The 19672-nt window shown below is 71.0% G+C and carries 14 protein-coding genes; 6 read left to right on the forward strand and 8 right to left on the reverse strand.

Annotated elements, in window-relative coordinates:
• Positions 1–4 precede the first annotated feature (4 nt).
• Positions 5–1234: an aspartate transaminase gene (locus tag ACIOGX_RS08755; RefSeq protein ID WP_401911446.1), complete on the forward strand. Its 1230-nt coding sequence runs from the start codon at positions 5–7 to the stop codon at positions 1232–1234.
• 19 nt (positions 1235–1253) lie between these two features.
• Positions 1254–1928 carry a 4-carboxy-4-hydroxy-2-oxoadipate aldolase/oxaloacetate decarboxylase gene (locus ACIOGX_RS08760; RefSeq protein WP_401911449.1) on the forward strand — a complete coding sequence of 225 codons (675 nt, stop codon included), beginning with the start codon at positions 1254–1256 and terminating at the stop codon, positions 1926–1928.
• A gap of 139 nt (positions 1929–2067) precedes the next feature.
• Here the strand turns inward: ACIOGX_RS08760 and ACIOGX_RS08765 are convergent, their stop codons facing one another.
• Together ACIOGX_RS08765 and ACIOGX_RS08770 are read right to left on the reverse strand one after the other, a co-directional pair.
• Positions 2068–3555, reverse strand: coding sequence for a multicopper oxidase family protein (locus ACIOGX_RS08765; protein WP_401911452.1), 1488 nt, complete (start codon positions 3553–3555; stop codon positions 2068–2070).
• A 343-nt stretch (positions 3556–3898) separates the two neighbouring features.
• Positions 3899–5677, reverse strand: coding sequence for an AMP-binding protein (locus ACIOGX_RS08770; protein WP_401911455.1), 1779 nt, complete (start codon positions 5675–5677; stop codon positions 3899–3901).
• Between the two features lie 208 nt (positions 5678–5885).
• On the opposite strand from ACIOGX_RS08770, the gene oxc reads away from it, so the two are divergent.
• Positions 5886–7640, forward strand: coding sequence for an oxalyl-CoA decarboxylase (gene oxc, locus ACIOGX_RS08775; RefSeq protein WP_384766676.1), 1755 nt, complete (start codon positions 5886–5888; stop codon positions 7638–7640).
• Positions 7641–7694: 54 nt separating this feature from the next.
• The gene (gene frc / locus ACIOGX_RS08780; RefSeq protein WP_356507075.1) at positions 7695–8969 is read left to right on the forward strand and encodes a formyl-CoA transferase; all 1275 of its coding nucleotides are present in this window, start codon (positions 7695–7697) and stop codon (positions 8967–8969) included.
• A gap of 25 nt (positions 8970–8994) precedes the next feature.
• Here frc and ACIOGX_RS08785 read toward each other — a convergent pair whose 3' ends face one another.
• From ACIOGX_RS08785 to ACIOGX_RS08810, 6 genes are all read right to left on the reverse strand, one after another.
• The gene (locus tag ACIOGX_RS08785) at positions 8995–13545 is read right to left on the reverse strand and encodes a trypsin-like peptidase domain-containing protein (RefSeq protein WP_401911458.1); all 4551 of its coding nucleotides are present in this window, start codon (positions 13543–13545) and stop codon (positions 8995–8997) included.
• Positions 13546–13553: 8 nt separating this feature from the next.
• A complete protein-coding gene (locus tag ACIOGX_RS08790) occupies positions 13554–13862 on the reverse strand; it encodes a trypco2 family protein (protein ID WP_384766683.1) in 309 nt (102 codons plus the stop codon).
• Positions 13863–14126: 264 nt separating this feature from the next.
• Positions 14127–14705 (reverse strand): HAD domain-containing protein, encoded by a 579-nt coding sequence (locus tag ACIOGX_RS08795; RefSeq protein ID WP_401911462.1) that lies wholly within the window; start codon positions 14703–14705, stop codon positions 14127–14129.
• A gap of 34 nt (positions 14706–14739) precedes the next feature.
• Positions 14740–15432: a class I SAM-dependent methyltransferase gene (locus ACIOGX_RS08800; protein WP_401911465.1), complete on the reverse strand. Its 693-nt coding sequence runs from the start codon at positions 15430–15432 to the stop codon at positions 14740–14742.
• 1 nt (position 15433) lies between these two features.
• A complete protein-coding gene (locus tag ACIOGX_RS08805) occupies positions 15434–16345 on the reverse strand; it encodes a phosphotransferase family protein (protein ID WP_401911468.1) in 912 nt (303 codons plus the stop codon).
• Positions 16346–16422: 77 nt separating this feature from the next.
• Positions 16423–17172 (reverse strand): hypothetical protein, encoded by a 750-nt coding sequence (locus ACIOGX_RS08810; RefSeq protein WP_401911470.1) that lies wholly within the window; start codon positions 17170–17172, stop codon positions 16423–16425.
• A gap of 222 nt (positions 17173–17394) precedes the next feature.
• On the opposite strand from ACIOGX_RS08810, the gene ACIOGX_RS08815 reads away from it, so the two are divergent.
• Entirely contained in the window at positions 17395–18750 is a 1356-nt protein-coding gene (locus ACIOGX_RS08815; protein ID WP_401912044.1) for a tetratricopeptide repeat protein, read from the forward strand.
• Between the two features lies 1 nt (position 18751).
• Positions 18752–19285: an NUDIX domain-containing protein gene (locus tag ACIOGX_RS08820; protein ID WP_401911473.1), complete on the forward strand. Its 534-nt coding sequence runs from the start codon at positions 18752–18754 to the stop codon at positions 19283–19285.
• The last annotated feature ends 387 nt before the right edge of the window (positions 19286–19672 follow it).

Genomic DNA, 19672 nt, shown 5'->3' on the forward strand with positions numbered 1-19672 from the left:
GACGATGACCAGCCTCCCCAGCACCACCGCGGCCCGCGTGCGCCGTATCAACCCCTCGCCCAGCACGGCGGCGGCGCAGCGCGTGCGCACACTCAAGAGCCAGGGGCTCACCATCCTCGACCTGACGGTCGGCGAGCCCGACTTCGACACCCCGGATCACGTCAAGGCCGCGGCGATCCGGGCCATCGAGGCGGGGGAGACCAAGTACACCCCCGTGAACGGCACCCCGGAGCTGCGTGCCGCGATCGCCGGGAAACTCCGCGATCGCCACGGGCTGGAGTGCACCGACGCGCAGATCACGGTCGGCGGCGGCGCCAAGCAGGTCATCTTCCTCGCCCTGATGGCCACTCTGGACGAAGGGGACGAGGTCATCGTCCCCGCCCCGTACTGGGTGTCCTATCCCGACATGGTCCGCGCCAACGACGGCACCCCCGTCATCGTCGACTGTCCCGAGACGGACGGCTTCAAGCTGACCCCGGAGCGGCTGGGGGCCGCGCTCACCGCGCGGACGCGCTGGGTCGTCCTGAACACCCCGGGCAACCCGACCGGATCCGCCTACACCGTCGGCGAACTGCGCGCGCTCGCCCAGGTGCTGCTGGCGCACCCCCATGTGCGCGTCCTCACCGACGAGATCTACGACGAGATCTGGTACCGCGCGGAGGACGCCCCGTCCCTGGCGGCCGTCGAACCCCGCCTGGCCGACCGGGTGTTCCTCACCAACGGCGTCTCCAAGACGTACGCGATGACCGGATGGCGCATCGGGTACGGAGTGGGCCCGGCGGACCTGGTGACCGCGATCAACACGCTTCAGTCCCAGACCTCCTCCTGCCCCTCCTCCGTGAGCCAGGCCGCCGCTGTCGCCGCCCTCACCGGACCGCGGGACTTCGTCCGGGAAACCGTGCGTGTCTACCGCGCGCGCCGCGACGCGACCGTGACGTTCCTCGACGATGTTCCCCGGCTCAGCTGCACCGTCCCGGACGGCGGCTTCTACCTCCTGGTGAACTGCCAGGACGCCATCGGGCGGTTCACACCCGGCGGGGACCGGATACGGAACGACGAGGACTTCGCCCGCCACCTGCTCGACAGCCGGCAGGTGGCGGTGATCCACGGAGCCGCGTACGGCGCCCCCGGCTACTTCCGCATCTCGTTCGCCACCTCCACGGACGTCCTCACCGACGCGTGCGAACGCATCGCGGCGGCCTGCGCCGAACTGTCCTCCGTCACGTACGTCTGAAGTCACCCGAAAGGTCATCATGATCCGCGTCAGCACCACGTTCGAGCGGCCGGAACCCGCCGCGGTCGAGCGACTGGGCATCTTCTCCTCGGCGACCATCCACGAGGCACAGGGCCGGCTCGGAGCGCTGGACTCGGTCATCAAGCCGGTCGACCACCGCATGTCCCTGTGCGGCCCCGCCTTCACCGTCCAGTGCGCACCACGCGACAACCTGATGCTCCAGACCGCCATCGCCTACGCCCGCCCGGGGGACGTCGTGGTCGTGTCCGCGGGCGCCTACGAGGAGGCGGGCTCCTTCGGGGACGTACTCGCCAACGCCTGCCGGGCCAAGGGCCTCGGCGGACTGGTCACCGACACGGGTGTCCGGGACACCGAGGATCTGCGCGCCCTCGGATTCCCGGTCTTCTCCCGCGGTGTGTCCATCAAGGGCACGGTCAAGGAGACCGTCGGGCCGATGTGCGAGCCGGTCACCATCGGCGGCGTACTCGTCCGCCCCGGTGATGTGGTGCGGGGCGACGCCGACGGGGTGGTCGTCGTCCGCCGCGAGGATGTCGCCGAGGCGGCCGCCGCGTCACAGCGGCGGGTCGACGCCGAGGCGGGATACATCGCCGCGTACCGGGCGGGCAGGACGGTCGTCGACATGTGCGGTCTGGAGCCGCTTCTCGCGGCGAAGGGGCTGGTGATCGAGGACTAAGGGGGACTGAGGGGGACTGAGGGGGGGCTAAGGGGGAGAGTCCGGGGCAGGGAACGGCCCCTCCGATCCGCCATCGCGGCGGATCGGAGGGGCCGGCGCGCCGGGTGTCGCGGTGCGGTCACCGACGACGTGGCCGCGGTCAGTGTCCGGCGCCCTTCCCGTGCCCCGTGTGTCCGTCGACGATGTTCAGCACGGACATCATGCCCATGTCCTCGTGGTTGAGGATGTGGCAGTGCAGCACGGTCCGCCCGGTGAAGTTCGTGAAGCGCACCCGCAGGACGAGCTTCTGCTTGCGGAGGATGTTCACCGTCTCGTGCCAGGCGTTGGCGGGGTCCGCGGGCTTCCCGTTCAGGGACATCACCTGGAAATGGTTGGTGTGGAGGTGGAAGGAGTGGTCCTCCTCCGTGTCGTTGCGAACCGTCCACTCCTCGACGGTGTTGAGCCGGGAGACGAAGTCGACGCGGTTCGGGTCGAAGTACTTTCCGTTGATGAAGTACTTCTCGGGGCTGGCCTGCTCCGTGTACACCATCGTCTTGCGGTCCGCGATCCTGGCGCCGGTGAGGTCGACGAAGGGTCCGAAGAGGGACGGGACGGCGGTCCGGGCCACGGGTGCGCCGCCGGTGACGACCGTCGCCAGGTTCACCTGGGGGAACGTGTTGCCGGCCGGTCCGGTGTCGAACGGCAGCGTCTCCAACTGGGCGGTGCCCGCCCGGTCGGCCTGTACCAGCACGTCGTACCGGTCGGCGGCCGAGACGATCAGCGTCTTCGTGGAGTAGATCTTGTGGACGGGATAGCCGTCCTGGGCGATCACATGGAAGGTGAAGCCCTTGAGGTGCAGCTTGTAGTAGATGTTGGCGCCGATATTGGCGAGCCGCCACAGCTGGGTCTCGCCCGGCCGGATGCGGATCACCGGATTCTGCTGGCCGTTGACCGTGCGGTTGGTCTTCGCCTGGATGGACAGTGGATTGATCTTGATCTCGTCGCCCTGGATCTGATTGTCCTTCAGGGCGATCACATGCTCGGTGACATCGCGCAGGGACGGTGGCAGGTACTTCCGCAGCCCGTCGATGACGATGACGCCCGACTCGCCGCCCGCGACCTGCCCGGCCGAGAACATGTCGATGTGCGAGTGGTACCAGTACGTGCCCGGCGTGAGGTCCCGCGGCAGCCGGTACGCGTAGTGGTAGGTCGTACCGGGCTTGATGGAGATGAAGATGTCGTCGGCGGGCTGACGCGGCGAGACATGGAGCCCGTGCACATGCAGGTTGGTGTCCGCCCCGACACCCTGCGACTTCGCCTCGACGCGGTTCACCATGGCGAGTTCGATGCGGTCGCCGGGCCGGGCGCGGAGTGTGGGCGGCATATAGCGGCCGTTGTAGGTCAGCGCCCACAGCCGGCGGTCGCCCACCCACACCTTGCGCCGCTCCACCACGACGGTGGTCCGCAGCACCCCATGGTGGCTCACCACCTCCGGCGGGTCCTGGAGATCCGCGCCTCTGGCCGCCCGCGCGGCCGACAAAGCGCCGGACGCCGCCTGTTCGGTCGGCGGCGCGTCGCAGCCGGACAGCCAGGTCACCGCGAGTGCCAGGCCGACGAAGAACCCGGTCACCTTGGAAAATGAGCGCATGACGGTCTTTCTCTGGGGGGCGTGCCATGCTCGCGAAGCCGGGGACCGCACGAGCCGAGCATGACTGACTGATGTGCTTTCACGACGAACCGAAGTGAGTTCAAGCGGGTTTGGGGCGAGCCGCGACAACTGGTTCGGCCGCCAACCGGTGAGAAGAGTGTCCACCGATTCACCATGAGTTGGCATGATGTGCACGGGAGTGTCGGGGTTCGGTGTGATGGCGAACGCTCAACGAGGCCGCCCGTTCCCTGCTCCGGGAGTGACGACGTCGCGGGCGGGCAAGGCCACGGGCGCCCGCTCGCGCGGCAGATCCGGCGGCCCGCTCACCTCGTCGTACAGGCGCTCAGTGCGCGTACCGCTCCGCCACCGCCTTACGGTCCAGCGCGCCCTTGACGGTGTGCGGCAGCGCGCGGGTGATCTCCAGCCGGTCCGGCACCTCGTACGGCGCCAGCCGGGCCCGGCAGTACGCCAGGATCCGATCGGCGTCGGGGGCGGCGCCGTCGCGGGTGACCACGGCCGCGCCGACGCGCTGTCCGTACGTGGCGTCCGGCACCGGGTAGACCGCCGCCTCGGCTACGCCGGGGCCGCCGCTCAGCACGTCCTCGACATGCTCGGGGGAGATCTTCTCGCCGCCGCGGTTGATGAGGTCTTTGATCCGGCCCGTGAGAACGAGTTCACCGTCCCTGTCCAGGGAGCCGAGGTCGCCGGTGTGGAACCACCCGTCGGTGAAGCCGCGCGCCGTCTCCGCCGGATCGCCGAGGTAGCCGCGGGTGACCGTGGGGCCGCGTACCCACACTTCCCCCACCGCGCCGGGCGGACGGTCCTTCCCGTCCGGGCCGACGATCCTCAGGTCCACCCCGGTGGTCCGGCCGACCGACCCGCTTACCGGCGCGCCGGACCCGCTGCTCGGCGCCCCGCGGCCCGGCAGCCGCTGGCTGGTCGCCTGGTGCGTGGACTCGGTCATCCCGTACGCGGACAGGACCGGCACCCCGAGCGTGCGCTCCAGTGCCCGGCCGGTCGCGGCGCCGAGCGGCGCGCTGCAACTGCGGACGAAGCGCAGCGGCGCCACCCGCGGCCCGGGGTACTCGCGCGGCGCCCGCTCCAGGAGGATCTCGTGGATGGTCGGGACGGCGGTGAACCAGGTGGCGCCCGCCGCCCGCACGTCGTCCCAGAAGGTGTGCGCCGAGAACCGTCCCTGCGCCGGGAGGAGCACGCACCCGCCGGCCGCCAGCGGTGCCAGCAGCGCCGCGAGCAGCCCATGACCGTGGAAGAGGGGCATCACGGCGACCGTCGCGTCCGCGGGCCCCAGCTCGTAGCCGGCGCAGATGCCCCGCACCGACGCCGCGACATTGGCGTGGGTCAGCGGCACCATCTTGGCCCGGTCGGTGGTGCCGGCGGTGAAGAGCACCAGGGCGTCCTCCGCGGCGAGGCCCGGTGCCGCGCCCGGCACGCTGTGTGATGCCGCGCCCGGCTCGCTGTGCGACGGCGTGCCGCTGTGTGACGGCTCGCTGTGCGACGGCGTGCTGCTGTGTGACGGCACGTTGTGCGACGGCGCGCTGCTGTGCGATGACGCGCTGTGCGGCGCGCGGCTCCCGGCATCCGGGGTGCGGCCCCCGCTTTCCAGGGCGTGCCCCCTCGTATCCAGGGTGACGTTCACGCGCCCGGCGCGCGGGGTGCCGATCCGCAGGATCCAGCCCGGCACCGCCCCCCACGCGGCCGGCACGGCTTCCAGCGCGGGAGCGCCGACCACGACGGCCCGCGCCCCCAGCGCCCGCAGCCGTGCGGACATCTGGGGCTCGGGCAGCGCGGGATCGAGCGGCGCGACGACCAGCCCGGCCCGCGCGGCGGCGAACAGCGCGACGACGAACTCCACGGTGTTGGCGCCCGTCAGGGCGACCGCGTCCCCGCGTCGCAGCCCCTCGGCGCCCAGCCGGTCGGCCACCCGCTCGATCAGGCCGTCCAGGGCCCGGTACGTCAGCGGTACCCGGTCCTCGCCGACGACCAGGGCCGGGGCCCCGGGCCGCTCCCGCAGCTGCTCGTCCAGCAGGTCGGCCAGATCGGTGAGCTCCGGGGGCCGGTACGGTCCGGCGCCGGACACGGACGCCGTGGTCGGTTCGGACACGGCCACCACCACCTCCACGCACCAGGCCACTGGTGCCTCCGCCACTCCCGGGCCCACGCCGGGCCCACGCCGGGCCCGCCCCGGAGCCCACCCGCGTCGGCGCTGGACCGCCTTCGGGACGGCTCCGCGGAAGACCGGGCGACATTACGCCAACAGTGGAAGGATAGGGCTAAAAGGAGTAATTCCGACATTGGGAGGACATCGGATCATGGCAACCGTTTCCGCACCCGGCGGCACGGCGACCGCCGACGCCCAGCCCCTCACCGACGGATTCCACCTGGTCGTCGACGCGCTCAAGCTCAACGACGTACAGGTCATCTACGGAGTGGTCGGCATCCCCGTCACCGACCTGGCCCGGGTCGCGCAGGCATCGGGCATCCGCTACATCGGCTTCCGGCACGAGAGCGACGCGGGCCACGCCGCCGCGGCGGCCGGCTTCCTCACCAAACGGCCGGGCATCGCCCTGACGGTATCCGCCCCCGGCTTCCTCAACGGGCTGGTGGCCCTCGCGGACGCCACCACGAACTGCTTCCCGATGGTCCAGATCTCCGGGTCCAGCGAGCGGCACATCGTCGACCTCAAGCAGGGCGACTACGAGGAACTCGACCAGCTGGCCGCGGCCAAGCCGTTCGCCAAGGCCGCCTACCGGGTGGACCGGGTCGAGGACATCGGCCGCGGCGTCGCGCGGGCGATCCGTACCGCGGTCTCCGGCCGCCCCGGCGGCGTGTATCTCGACATCCCCGCCGCGGTGCTCGGCGACGTCGTGGACGCCGCGACGGGCGCGGCCACGCTGTGGCGCGTCGTCGACCCGGCGCCACGCCAACTGCCCGCCCCCGAGGCGGTGGACCAGGCGATCGAGCTGCTGGCCGCCGCCGAACGGCCGCTGGCGGTACTCGGCAAGGGCGCCGCCTACGCGCGGGCGGACCAGCGGATCAGGGAGTTCATCGAGACCACCGGCCTGCCGTTCCTGCCCATGTCGATGGCCAAGGGCCTGCTGCCCGACGACCACCCGCAGTCGGCCGCCGCCGCCCGCTCGCTCGCGCTGCGCCGGGCCGACGTCGTGATGCTCGTCGGCGCGCGGCTGAACTGGCTCCTGGCGCACGGCGAACCACCGCACTGGAACCCCGACGCGAAGTTCATCCAGGTCGACATCGAACCCACCGAGCTGGACAGCAACCAGCCCATCGCCGCCCCGCTGGTCGGAGACATCGGATCGGTGATGGAGGCACTCGTCGAGCGCGCCAAGCCCGGCCGGATCCAGGTCGCCGCGCGGTGGCGCCAAGAACTCGGCGAGCGCTCCGCGCACAACGCCGCCAAGATGGCGGACCACCTCGACGCCGACCCGCACCCGATGCAGTTCTACGGCGCACTGCGGGCGATACGCGACGTCCTGCACGAGCACCCCCGTGCCTACGTCGTCAACGAAGGGGCGAACGCGCTCGACTTCGCCCGCAACGTGATCGACATGCAGCAGCCGCGCCACCGGCTGGACAGCGGTACCTGGGGCGTCATGGGGGTCGGCATGGGATACGCGATCGCCGCCGCCGTCGAAAGCGGCGACCCCGTCGTGGCGGTCGAAGGCGACAGCGCCTTCGGCTTCGACGGCATGGAGCTGGAGACGATCTGCCGCTACCAGCTGCCCGTGGTCGTCGTCATCCTCAACAACGGCGGCGTCTACCGCGGCGACGGGACCAACGCCGCCTCCGCCGACCCGTCCCCGACCACCCTGATGCTCCACGCCCACCACGACCGCCTGATCGAGGCGTTCGGCGGCAAGGGCTACCACGCGACCACGCCCGCCGAGCTCACCACCGCCCTCACCGAGGCGCTGGCCTCCGGCGGTCCCGCCCTCATCGACTGCGTGATCGACCCCACCGCCGGTACCGAGAGCGGCCACCTCACCAACCTCAACCCGCAGGGCGTCACGGCCCCGGCCCCCGACGCCCCGGCGAAGAAGAAGTGAGCGCGCCCGGCGGCGGCCCGCTCGTACCGCCCAGCACCCGGAAGGGGACCCACCATGACTGACCAGCCGCAGACCACCGACCTGCCGCTCAGCGGGATCAAGGTGATCGACTTCTCCGGCGTCCAGGCAGGCCCGGCGTGCTCCCAGATGCTCGCCTGGTTCGGGGCCGACCTGCTGAAGGTCGAGCGCGTCAACGGCGGTGACGTCACCCGTCACCAACTGCGCGACATCCCCGACGCCGACGCGCTGTACTTCACCATGCTCAACAGCAACAAGCGCTCCCTCGCGATCAACACCAAGACCCCGGAAGGCAAGGAGGTCATGGAGAAACTGATCGGCGAGGCCGACGTCCTGGTCGAGAACTTCGCACCCGGCGCCATGGACCGCATGGGCCTGCCCTGGGAACACATCCAGGAGCTGAACCCACGCCTGATCTACGGCTCCGTCAAGGGCTTCAACGACGACTCGCCGTGGTCCGACATCAAGGTCTACGAGAACGTGGCACAGGCCGCCGGCGGCGCCGCCTCCACCACCGGATTCTGGGACGGCCCGCCGACGGTCAGCGCCGCGGCCCTCGGCGACAGCAACACCGGGATGCACCTGCTGATCGGCATCCTCACCGCGCTGATCGCCCGCGAGAGGACCGGAACGGGACAGAAGGTGTCGGTGTCGATGCAGGACGCCGTACTCAACCTGTGCCGGGTCAAGCTGCGCGACCAGCAGCGCCTCGAGAAGGTCGGATACCTCGAGGAGTACCCGCAGTACCCGAACGGCACGTTCACCGACGTGGTGCCGCGCGGCGGCAACGCGGGCGGCGGCGGCCAGCCCGGCTGGGTGCTCAAGTGCAAGGGCTGGAAGACCGACCCCAACGCCTATATCTACTTCACCATCCAGGAACAGGACTGGGAGCAGACCTGCCAGGCGCTCGGCCGGCCCGAGTGGATCGACGACCCGGCCTACAAGACCGCCGAGGCCCGCCAGCCGCACCTCTTCGACATCTTCGCCGATATCGAGAAATGGCTGGCCGACAAGACCAAGTACGAGGCGGTCGACATCCTCCGCACGTTCGGCATCCCCTGCGCACCGGTGCTCAGCATGAAGGAGGTCGCCTACGACCCGGCGCTGCGCCGCAGCGGCACGATCGTCGAGGTCGACCAGCCCGAGCGCGGCACGTACCTCACGGTCGGCAGCCCGATCAAATTCTCCACGTTCGCCCCGACGATCACCGCGGCGCCGCTGCTCGGCGAACACACCGACGAAGTCCTCACCGAACTCGGCTACGACGCCGACGACATCGCCAAGATGCACGCCAACCAGGTCGTCGTCTGACACACAGGGGCCGTCTGACGCACCGTCAGTACGGCGGTGGCGGCGAAAGCCGGGAGACGCGGTCGTCGGCCGGATCGGCCGCGGCGATCCAGGTGCGGGCGTGCGTCGCGAACGCCTCCGCCTGGCCGGGCGTCAGAGCGGGACGGTTCAGCGCGGCCAGCAGGACGTCCCCGGCGTAGTCGTGCGTGGCGTTGGCGTCGAGCCAGCCGAGTGCGAGCGAGACCGCGGTGGGGCCGGGAGAGTCGCCTTCCTCGGGGCCGGGAGCGTCGCCTTCCGCGTCGGAGTCTGGGCGTGCGTCGGAGTCGGGGCGTGCGAGGAGCGGTTCCAGGAGCCGGCCGGCGAAGACCGAGCCGCCGCGGACCGCCAGCCACGCCCGCGTACGCGCGGCGGCCTGTCCGGCCCGGCCGGCGTCCAGGTCGGTCCGTCCCAGCAGGGCGCGCAGAACGACGCCCCGCCGGGCCGAGGTGGGGTTGACCTCGCACAACTCCAGCGCATGGTCCGCCAGCCGTTCGACCTGGTCGGGGCGGATGTCGTGCCGCCGCAGGGCGGACGGCAGCAGGGTGGATCCCGTACTCCCGTCCTCCATCCGGTCGAGTACGTGGTCGGCGATGGCGGCGCCGCTCCCGCCGGGCAACGGGCCCAGTTGGCAGAGCCACAGGAGGCGGCGCTTGGTGAGTTCCCCGGGGCGGACCGCCACCAGCCGCAGGGCGACCTCGGCGGCCAGACGACTCTGGCCGGCGTCGAGGCCGGGCCGCGCGAGCAGGGGCCACACGACCAGATCAGCCTCCCTGGCGGCGTGGTGCGTCCTCAGCCACCGCGCCGCGTGGTCGACGGCGCGGCCCGCCCGTTCCGGGTCCGGATCCCCGCGGGTGAGCAGCGGACCGAGGACGTACGCCGCCGGGACGGCGGTGCCGTGGTCCTGGGCCAGCCACTCCATGGCGAAGGTCACGGCCCGGTCGTCCCCGGGCTCGCCCGCGTGCGGGAGGACCGCGCCGAGGACGAACCGCGCCCCCTCGTCGGTGTGGCGGGGGCCGAGCCAGGCCAGGGCGATGTCCGTGGCCGTCCTGATCCCCTCCGCCGAGAGGTCCCTCTTGGTGAGCAGGGACTTGAGCACGAACGACACCGCGTCGGGTGCCGTATCGCTCACCGCGAGGGACGGGCTGCCGGCCGTGGCGTGGCGGTCGAGCCAGGCCAGGGCGTACCGGGCGACGTCCTCGACCCGCTCCCCGCGGACCATGGGATGGTCGAGCAGCGGGCGCAGGACGAACGAGGCCTCCGGGGTGGTGTGGTAGTCCTCCAGCCAGTCGAGGGCGAAGGCGCCGGCGAGGAGTTCGTGCGAGTGCGGCGCCGTGCTGGGCAGACCGAGCAGCCCCGGCAGCACGGAGCGGGCGTCCTCGCTCTCGCCGTGGACACCGAGCCAGGCGAGGGCCCACTCGCTGACGGACTCGGCCGTCTCGGGCGGCAGCGAGACCTGGTCGAGCAGCGACCGGAGTACATAGACGGCCTGCTCGGACGTGCCGTGGTCGTCATGGTCCAGCCACCGGAGGGCGTAGTCCACCGCGCCGGCCGTCCAGGTGGGTTCCGGGCCCCTTTCCGGGCCGCGCAACGACAGCAGTTGAGGCAGCACGAAGGACGCCTCGCTCCGTGTGACGTTGTCCTGGAGCCACCGCAGGGCGCGGTCGGCGGCCCGAGCGGCGACGCCCGCCGTAAGGCCCGGGTGGGTGAGAACCCTGCGGAGGACATAACTGGCGACCGGGTCCGCACCCTGGGCACCGATCCAGGCCAGCGCCCGTTCGACCGTGCGCGCGAGCCAGTGCGCGTCCAGGTCCGTCCGGGTGAGCAGCGACCGCAGGACGAACGACGCCTCCGGCTCACGCGGGTGGGCGACGAGCCACCGGTGGGCCAGGCGGATGACCTGGTGGAGCCGGTCGTCGTCGAGATCGGGCCGGCTGAGGAGCGTCCGCAGGACGTGGGCCGCGGACGCGGCGGGGACGTACTGACGGACGCCGGCCATGCCCAGGTCCAGGACGCGCTCCCGCACGTCCGGGGTGAGGTCCCGCCGGCCGAGCAGGGCGGCGAAGGCGGGCCGGCGGCGTGGCGCGACGCCGTGGGTGGCGAGCCACTCGACCGCCTCGGCCACGGCGTCGGCGCGCCACGGGTCCGGCAGACCGCCCGCCTGGGCCAGGGACTCGACGACGGAGTGGGCGTCGGGCGCGTCGCGGTTGCGCCGCAGCCACGTCACCACCGCGGCGGCCAACGGCTCGGGAACGGCGTCGGCGGTGTTGCGGAGCGCGGCGGCGAACAGGTGTCGTACGAGGGCGGGCGCCTCGGCTTCGGCGACGCGCAGCCACGGCGCGATCAGCCGGTCCCACTCGGCGACGGCACCGGACTGCCACGGCGCACCGGTCAGCAGGGTCAGGAGGGTGGCGCCGCCCTCCGCCAGCTCCGCCGTGGCGGTCAGCCGCTCGCCGAGGGCGGCGGCGTGCGCGTGGAGCCAGCCGTCACAGACCGGCTGGAGCTTCGCCCGCCGCCGCTCGTCGAGGTCGGTCACCCATCGGCGGACATGGCCCGCGGCCAGTCGCAGGGTGCGCGTGCTGACGAGGAACGCGGAGAGCAGTTCCTTGACCGTGTCGGCCCGGAACCAGCCTTCCTGGAAGCAGACTTGGTACAGGTACTCGTCCGCGACGACATCGTGCATGACGTTGATCTCGGCGGTCTCGTCGATCTCACCGGACTTACCGATCTCACCGGACTTACCGAACTCACCGGACTCACCGGGCTCACCGGTCTGGCCTCCGGATGGAACCAGCCATCCCCGGTCGAACAACCCCTCGACCACTCCCTCGGCACCCGTGCCGGGGTCGGGCCCGTCGTGGTGGTCCAGGAGGTACTGGACGGCCTTCTTCACGGCCCGCCGGTCCTGCGGGCAGGCCGCCGCCGCCACGGCGGAAGCGAGCCGCGTCACCTCGGCCGCGCCGGAGAGGGTGGCGAGATCCTCCCCCGTGCGCTGCCGCGTCCACAGCGTCAGCGGTGCGTACTCGTCACGCCCGGCACGGCTCTGAAGATGCCGCAGGGTCGCGCCCGCGCGCACGGCGGACTCGATCTCCTGGCCCCGCATGAGCACCACGGCCGGCACACTCCGCCGCCCGCACAACGCCGCCACGCTCGGCCTGCCGAACCGGCCCACCGCGTCGCGCGCGACACGGTCCAGGATCAGTTCCGCGACGGCCTGTTGGTGATCCGCGTCCTGGCACATCTCCTCCGGCCGGGAGAAGACGCGTCGCCAGTCCGGATTCTGCCGCCCGACGGCGGGGAGCGCGCCCGGACGGACGGAGGCGACGCACGCGACGCGCGTGCCCGGAGCCCCCGACACGTCGAGATCCTCCAACTCGGCGGCGAGGTGCGTCAGGTTCAGCTCGGCGTAGGTGTCGAAGTAGTCGAAGACGAACAGCACGTTCTCGCCGGGCACACCGCGCACCACGTCGACCAGGTCCTCGGCCGAGACCCCGGCGCGCGCGGTGACATGGAGCACGTGCCAGCCCGCTTGTTCGGCCAGATCCGCCACCTCGAAGCAAGTACGGCTCTTGCCGGTACCCGCCGCGCCGACGAGCATGACGCCACGCACGGCCTCCGGGTGACTCCCCGACAACCGGGCCCACAGCCGGGACGGATCGGTCGGATGCCGCCCGTCCCGAGGCCGCACGAAGCGCAGATGCTCCTTCGTCAGATACTTCTTGCCGTAGGCACCGCGAGCGACCATCTGGGCGTGGTGACGGACACCCCGCGGGAGCCGCGGGGAACCGGCGGCCCGCAGCACCATGTCCGGCAGGTCGGCGGGGCGCAGGCCCTGGCGGAGCAGCGACTCCAGACGGCGGAGGAGGGCCTCACCGTCCTCGTCGCCGCTCCTGTCCCCGCCTTCGCCACGGGTGAGCAGACCGGCCCACCGGCCGACGTGCCCGGCGTCCAGCCGGCCCGTCCCCTCCCGGTGATGGTGCTTCCCGATGACGCCGACGATGCGGGCGCCGCTGAACACGGCGGCGCCGGACATGCCCTCCCAGGGCGACTGCGCGGGGCCGAGGCCGGCCGGCGGGGTGGGAACGGTCAGCTCCAGGGTCCCGCCCCGGCTGTTGGACAGCGGCGCGCAGGTCGCGTCGTGCAGGTGCGCGGCCTCGCGGTACATGGCGGCCGCGTCGTCGCGGAACTTGTACAGCGGGAAGCCGACCGCGCTGCACGGCAGCGACCGGTCGTGTTCGCCGACCCGGCCCAGCGGCGTGGGCGCCACCTCGATCCGCGCCCGGTCGGGCGTCACGAGGGTGAGAACGGCGACGTCGATGCCGTCGTGCCGCCAGGTCACGGTCGCCGTGAACTCGCGTCCCCCGGGCTCGTCGGAAAGAAACCACACCCGCACCCGCGCCCCACGGCTGACGACATGCGCCGCGGTCAGGACCGTCGCCGCCGCCACGAGATAGCCCGATCCACGGGACGGCCCGCTCGTCTCCCCACTGGCCCCGGCCTCCGGCGCCTCGACGATGATCTGGGCGACCCGCTCAATCCGAAGCCCGACGCCGCCCGTCAAGCCGCCCGTCAACGCTCACCGGGAAGCGCGGCGCCGGATATCAGAGCGGTGGTGCGCACACCATCGTCCCCGACGACCTTGGGATGCAGGGTGAGCGTGACCCGCTGCGTCCGGGAGCCGGCGAGCCTGCCCTCGGCGTCCGCCGTGACAACCCAGAACCGCACCTTGCCGCCCGCCCCCGCCTCACGCTCCACGGCGACGGTCGTCTCGATCTCCACCTGCCCGAGCTCGAATCGAACAGCATCGCCCTCGCCATCCGTGATAGCGGCGTTCAACTCCTGGCGCAGCGTACGGATCATGTCGGACAGGTCGATCACGCGTCCCCCTCGACGGTCATGAACCCGGCAGCCGGTCAGAGCGGCCGGTAGGAGGATACTGAGAATTCCGCCCGGGGGTCAGGGCGCGGGCGAGGCCCTTCCCTCACCTTCACCGCCCGCGGCGGCGCGCCGCACACGTAGAGGGCCCCCCATCCCCTGCCCGGAGACGGCGGCCCGAAGAACACGGTCGGCACCGCTGATCCCATCAGATGCCCTCGCCATGAGTCGTGGTGAGGGCATCGATTCTTCTGCCACGGATTCGCGTCAGGCTGCTTCGGTTCCGCCCGGAGCAGCGGTCGCACCAGTCCGCACGGCGAGCAGCCGCCCCGCCCACGCTCGGGCCTCGGCCACGTGTTCAGCCTGGAGCCCGACTCGGGGGTCAGGTTGGATCAGGAGGGTCGCCGCGCCACGGGTGGTGCGCTCTGCTGCCCAGGCGTGGTCGCGGCTGGTGAAGTCGTCGTCGATCCACACAGCTGGGGCGTCGTCCAGCCAGGCGTCGACGTGGTCGCGTTTCCACAGATAGCCGTTGGTGTGGCTGGTGGTGATTTGGGGGCGCGGGAGGTCGATGTACGGCAGGGGCGGGAGGCCGAGGAGGGGCCCGATCAGGGTGGTGGCGTTCTGCCGCCAACTGGTGCACCAGACCGGCGTGATCAGCCCCGTACTGATCACGTCCATGAGCATGGGGCCGTGGGCGGGGTCGAGCCAGACGGTGACCGGGTTGTCGGTGCACCGGCCGGTGGGGACGACGTCGTGGCGGGCGTGGGTGGCTGGCGTCGAGCCGTCCGCGTCGGGGAAGGGGATGAGGACGCCGTCGACATCAAGGAGCAGGTAAGGCGGGCGCATCGGTTCCTCCAGGGGAAGCCGGGGCGAATGGCCGTCAGAGCTTGCGAGCGCGGATCAGCAGGGTGGTGGGCCAGTGACCCATGCGGGAGTCGTGGAACTCCTGGGCCGAGGTGAGCTGGAAACCCGCATGGTCGAGGTGTTTCTCCCACCGGCTGGAGGAGAACTCCCAGCGGGTGATGGGGAGCCAGGTGCGGTCGGGAAGAGTGACGTGGTCGCGGCGGGGTCGATCGTCGCCGGAGGGGCTCCGGCCGCCACGCTGCGGGTGGGGGACGGAGAAGGCGAGCACCCTGCCGGGCGTGAGGCGCTGGGCGATGGCCGCCAGCAGCAGCTCGGGGGCGACGAGCCCTACGGCGCCGAAGACGGAGTAGACCGCGTCGAACTGCTCGTCGGAGGCGTGCAGGTAGTGCAGGGCGTGGCCGGCCACAAAGGTGAGATTGTTCAGCCGTCCGTAGTGGGAACGGGCGCGGCGGACCTGCAGGCCGACCAGGTCGACGCCGGTGACGTGGACGTCGTGGCGGGTGGCGAGGTGGGCGGCGTTGTGGCCGGGGCCGCAGCCGAGTTCCAGGAGTCGCTTGCCGTGCAGATCGGGCCCGAGAACGTCGGCGCCGGGACCTTGGCCGGGTCTCGTGGTCCACTCCATCCGGGCGGGTACGGCGAGAGGTTCGGCGAGTTGGGCGGCGGTGCGTTGGAAGGCATGGGCGTGCCACGGGGAAGCCTGGGCGATCACGTCAGATCTCCAGGAGGCGGAGTACGTCGGTGAGGTGGCGGCGGACGGTCCTGAGGTAGGCGGGATCGGTGGCCGGATCGTTGATCCAGCGGATGGACTGCTCCACGAACCACTCGACGGCCCACATGCGATGCCAGCCCAGGGCCCAGCTCTCGGCGGTGAGCCCGCCGCGCGGGGCGAGGGCGTCGGGGGTGCCGCCGGCGGTGACGTACTGCTCCAGGAAGACGCGCAGGCGCATGGGGTGCGGAGGCTCGATGGTGCCGTGCCAGCTGGCGAGGTCGAGCAGGCCGGGACCAGTGAAGGCGCGGGCGAAGTCCAGCAGCCTCCAGCCGTGCTCACCGATGTGGAGGCTGGTGGGGTGGAACTCGGAGTGCACCCAGCCGAACGGTGCCAGCGTCGCTCCGGCCGAGCGGGCCTCGGCGGCCTGGGCGATCCGGTCGAGCGCGTCCTCGATGTCGTCGGCGTCCTGCCACCGGTCGGCCTTGCGCAGCCGTTCGAGATGCTCCAGCGTACGGGCCGGCAGCATGCGTAGCCGCTCCTGGTCGAGGACGGGCAAGGGAGGAGCCGTACGGGTGCCGTGCAGGACCACAGCCGTGGCGACACCGTCCAGGTCATCGGCCTCGCGGACAGACGGCCCAAGGTCCTCCATGAGCAAGCCGAGCCAGCCGTCCAGAACGGCGGAGGCGTGGACCTGGGGGACGGGAACGCCGAGGGTGTGGGCCAGGCGGAGGGCCTGGTCCTCGCTGTCGAACGGCCTCTTGGCGTACTTGAAGATGGCCGTGGTGCCGTCGGGGAACGTCACACGCTCGACTCCGGACATGGACCACACGCGCACCTCCTCCCGTACGGCGGTGGACTGGCCAGCCACGGGGAGCAGGTTGTCGAGGAGTTCGGCGCTGGGATTCGAGCTCATGGGGGCTCCGGTCGGTTGGAGGCGTCCGGGGCGGGCGAGAGATACCGGCTCGCCCCGGAGCCTGGTCGGGAGGCGAGTTACGCGGCAGGGGTCACACGGTGGGCGTAGACCTGCTCGATCCAGCCCGCCTTGAACGCGGTGAGGTCGTCACGGAAGTTCGCCATCGAGGCACCGTAGGGCGCGACGACGCCGCCGGACTGGTCCGGCACGGACTGGCAACCGTGCACGAGCCGCCCGCCGAGCGCGGCGTGGGCCCGGACCGACTCGATGCGGCGATGCTCGTTGAACCAGCCGCCGTGGTAGACCTCGTCGAGCGTCCCGCCCTTCTCGTCGTCCAGGTCGAAGACGACAGAGGTGGCGGCGGGGAAGAACCAGCACGGGCCGACGTTGGAGATATGCCCATCCAGCTCGACTTTGTTGAGCGCCATGAGCGTGGCCGCCTCACGGAGCATCCGCAGGTGGTCGGCGGTGATCTGCGGAACTCCGAGGCTGGCGAGGTGCTCGTCGCGGAACAGGAACGCGTACACCTCGTACGCGGTGGTCAGCACGCGAGCGGCGTCCGAGGTGGACTCGCCGTGGTTCTTGATGAAGTCGAGCGCGAGCTGCTCGACCGCGCTCTCGGTAGTCTCGTCCACGTTGAGGAGCTGGGACTTGACCAGCTCCCAGTCGGCGACGAGCCAGGTGTTCGACTCGAAGCGGAAGAAGTACTCGGCCGGTTCGATGGTGATGCGCCGACCGTTGACCTGGATGCCGGGCAGGCGGCTCCAGCGCGGATCGAACGCCTTGGGCAGCTCGACCGTGATGGCCGTGGTGTCGATGGTGGTCACCGTGTCTCCGTCTCTGTTCGGCCGGATTCGAGCACAGGAATGCCCGAAGCAGGTTTGGGCGTACGGAACTTCGAGGTGCCGCCCGGACCAAGGGGAGCCTGGATCACGGTCGCGCCGTTCCGGGCGGCTGCTGATAAGTGAACCGGTGGTCACGCTCAGTGGGTACGGTGGAGGGCAGTTGAAGCGGTATACGCGGTTTACAGCTGCGGAGTGGAGGCGATCGTGGCGGCGCAGCGAGAACCCAACTCCCGCTTGCGTGATGCAATCGACACGGCCGACTGCACCTACGAGGCTCTCGCCAGAGATGTGCGACGTATCGCCGCCGAGAACGGCGAGATCCTCCAGACCAACAAGTCGGCCATCTCGCACTGGGCGAATGGCACCCGTACCCCTTCGGGCCGGGCAGGCCAGTACCTCGCCGAAGCGCTGTCCCGCCGAGCCGGACGCGCGATCACCCAGACCGAGATCGGCCTCCGTTCCGACGAGGCCGAACAGCAGGCGGAACCCGATCCGGTCCTCGCCGTCACCGACCTCGGCCGCGCCGACGTCGAGCGCCGCCGCTTCCTCGCCATCGCGGCCTTCACCACCGCCGGCGTCGCCATGCCTCTCGCCCACGACCACGAAGCCACCGCCCGCATGCTCCGCGCCCGCACCGGCACGTCCGTGGTCGGGGCGGATGACATGGACGTCGTACGCCAGATCACCGCGGCCTTCAGCGCCGCCGACGAACGCCTCGGCGGCGGCCACGGCCTGACGACAGTCACCGCGTACCTCGCCGACACCGCCGCACCCACGCTGCGCGGACGCTTCCCCAGCGAAGCCTTACGCCGAGCAGCCTTCGGCGCCGTAGCCGAACTCGCCTACCTTGCAGGCTGGAAACACCACGATCTTGGCCACGAAGGCGCTGCCCAGCGCTACTACCAGGTCGGCTACCAGCTCGCCTGCGAAGCCGACCCTCACGGCCATGCCGCCTGGATGATGCGCGCCCTCGCCCACCAGGCACTGAGCCTCAAACAACCCCACCACTGCGTCGACCTCGCCGAAGCCGCCCTCGCCCAAGGCGTCGGCCACATCGACGGCCAGACTGAAGCGCTACTCCATATCACCCACGCCCGCGCTTACGCCGCCATCAACGAGAACCATCTGGCCGCGCGTGCCCTCCTCGCGGCCGAAGACGCTCTCCTGCGGGAGGACGACCCTCAGCCCAGCTACTCCCGCGTCAGCGGCCCCGCCGCCGGCACCGTGGCCAGCCACACCGCCCGCACGCTGACCGACCTTGCCGACCACGTCGGCACCGAACAGCAGCACCGTGACGCCCTCACCCGCTGGGACCCCAAGAAGTACAAGCGCGTCCACGCTCTCACCCACGCCGACCTCGGCGACAGCCTCGCCGCCCAGGCCCGCGCCGACGAGGCCGTAGCGGCCTGGTCCCAGGCATTGACCCTCATGGAGGGCATGACCTCCGACCGCACCCGCAAGGCGATCACGTCGATCCGCTCCACCCTCGCGGTCTACCAGCGGCGCAAGGTACCCGGCGCCGCCGATCTCGCCCGCCGCGCCCGCGAAGCCCTCGCCTAACATGCCCGACAACCCGCCCGACGAAGGGATGACCGTGGTTCAGCCGACAACCGACGACCAGCCGAAGGCCCTCAAGCCTGCGCTCGAATCGATGACCCTGCTGGTGGCCGCCGTCATCGTCCACGACAAAGCCACCAACCGCGTCGTCCTGCTCCAACGCAGCGAGAACGCCAAGTTCGCCCAGGGCATGTGGGACCTCCCCGTCGGCAAGAGCGAGCCCGGCGAACCGATCACGGAGACGGCGGTCCGCGAGCTGTACGAAGAGACGGGCCTGACGGTGAAGCCGGAAACCTTGAAGGTCGCCCACATCATCCACGGAGCCTGGGGCGTGGAAGCCCCCAACGGCTTCCTCACCGTCGTCTTCGCCGCCCATGAGTGGACCGGCGAGCCAGAGAACCGCGAGCCACGAAAGCACGCCCAGGTCCGCTGGGTCGACGTCGATGCCGTGCCCGAACAGTTCGTGGACACCACTTCAAGCGCCCTCCACCGCTACCTCGTTTGTGGTCCGGAAGTCTCCCTCGACGGCTGGAGATAGGGGCGGCGGTTGCCCTTGGTGAACCGAAACGTCACTCGAAGCCGCACCGGCGAAGCGCACGGATACCGGACATCAGGCAACGGCCACACATATGCTGAAGAGGCAAACTCCGTATAGGGCGATGGCGAGGTGAAGAATCACCCACAGGCGATGAAGACGAAGGCGATGCAGCCGCGGAAATTGACGGTAGTGATCAGCTCTCGCACGTATCAGTCCTTCGTCGGAGCCCAGTACACCCAGCTCCACCAAATCCTTGGTCAAGGCTCGCGCCTGAGAAAGGTGATAGGACGCCCGTTCGAAGTACTTAGAGACCGCCACCGCCCCGTATCCTCCAGTCATTGCCACGAAAAGACACAGAGGCATGACGTACGTCGAGAACTTCTGCTG

The organism is Streptomyces sp. NPDC088147 (assembly GCF_044741565.1).
Taxonomy (GTDB): Bacteria; Actinomycetota; Actinomycetes; order Streptomycetales; family Streptomycetaceae; genus Streptomyces.